The 1,039-nt window shown below is 65.2% G+C and carries 1 protein-coding gene; it reads left to right on the top strand.

Features of this window, described 5'->3' with window-relative positions:
* Positions 1 to 369 precede the first annotated feature (369 nt).
* A partial coding sequence (locus ACWCXX_RS41500) for an IS5 family transposase (RefSeq protein WP_451136530.1) occupies positions 370 to 1,039 on the top strand: 670 nt, incomplete at its 3' end.

Here is a 1,039-nt window from a genome sequence, read left to right as displayed (position 1 = left end):
AGCGGTAGAAGTGAGCGAAACGGATGGCAGGCTCCGAGCGGCGAGAAGCTACGAAACTCGCATGCCGCTCGAACCACCACAAAGCGGGTCAGCAACGAAAGCCGCTTTTCGGAACAGACCTACGTAAACGCCCTCTGAGAGGTCGTTTTCCTGCAATTCGGTTGGGAAGATGGTGATTCTTTCGGTGCGTGAGTGAGGGTCGGTTGAGGCCACTGAGGCGGGTAGCTCGGAGGTGCTCTTCTGGGGTGACGGGGGGCGGAGTGTGTCTTGGGTCTGTTTCATTCCAGGGTGAGAGGGCGCATTGGCTTTGCTCCCGTTGTCGGTGCCGCCCGCCTGGACGTGGGCTGCTCTGAGCGGTACGTCCAGAGCATGACGGAACGCCGCCCGTATCCGAGTGATCTGTCCGATGCCCGCTGGGAGTTGATCGAACCGGTCCTGACCGACTGGCGGGCCGAGCGCCGCAGCAGGGCCCTGAACATCGGCCGCCCACCCGAGCACGACCTGCGTACCATCCTGGACGCCATCCTCTACGTGGACCGCACCGGAGTGCAGTGGCGCTGCCTCCCCCACGACTTCCCGCCCTGGGGGACGGTCTACGGCTACTTCGCCAAGTGGGAAAAGGACGGCGTGTTCGCCCAGCTCAGCGGGCTGCTGCGGAGCCTGCTGCGTGAACACGAAGGCCGAAACGCCGAACCGTCAGCGTGCGTCATCGACGCACAGAGCGTGAAAACCTCCACCAGCGTTCCCGCCACGAGCCAGGGCGCGGACGCGGGCAAGAAGATCGTCGGCAGGAAGAGAAGCATCGTGACGGACACACTCGGCCTGCTCCTGGCGGTCCTGGTCACGGCCGCGAGCGTCCAGGACTCCGTCGCCGGCACCAGCCTGATCGACACGGTGGCTGCCGAGCACCCCACGATCCGGAAGGTCTGGGTCGACGGCGGCTACCGCCAGCACCTCGTCGAGCACGCCGCGACCCTGGGCATCGACATGGAAATCACCCAACGCAAGCCCGGGACCAGGGGCTTCACTCCCATCCCGA

The sequence above is a fragment of the Streptomyces sp. NPDC001732 genome (genome assembly GCF_053596315.1).
This window is presented reverse-complemented; position numbering and strand designations above follow the sequence as displayed.